The following is a 323-nucleotide window of genomic DNA, read 5'->3' as shown; positions in this document are numbered from 1 at the left end:
ATGAACATGCCAAGGCAAGAGGTGCGAAGATCTATGCTGAAGTAGTTGGAGGCGGATTATCATCTGATGCTTATCACATGACTGCTCCACACCCTGAAGGAATAGGAGTAGTTGCTGTGATGGAAACCTGTCTTAAGAATGCAGAACTTAATCCTGAAGATGTAGACCACATCAACACCCACGGAACATCTACCCCGCTTGGGGATGTGGCCGAATTAAAGGCTATAAAAAGGGTATTTGGCGAGCATGCGAAGAACATCAATATTAATTCAACAAAGTCCATGACAGGTCACCTTTTAGGTGCTGCCGGGGCTATTGAAGCC

1 pseudogene is annotated in these 323 nt (G+C 45.8%); it reads left to right on the top strand.

Annotated features, from left to right (window positions below):
- Positions 1-323: pseudogene (locus tag HC175_RS22140) on the top strand (beta-ketoacyl-[acyl-carrier-protein] synthase II); the annotation flags it as partial.

The organism is Salinimicrobium oceani (assembly GCF_012037645.1).
Note: the sequence above shows the minus strand (reverse complement) of the source record. Positions and strands in the feature narration are given on the sequence as shown.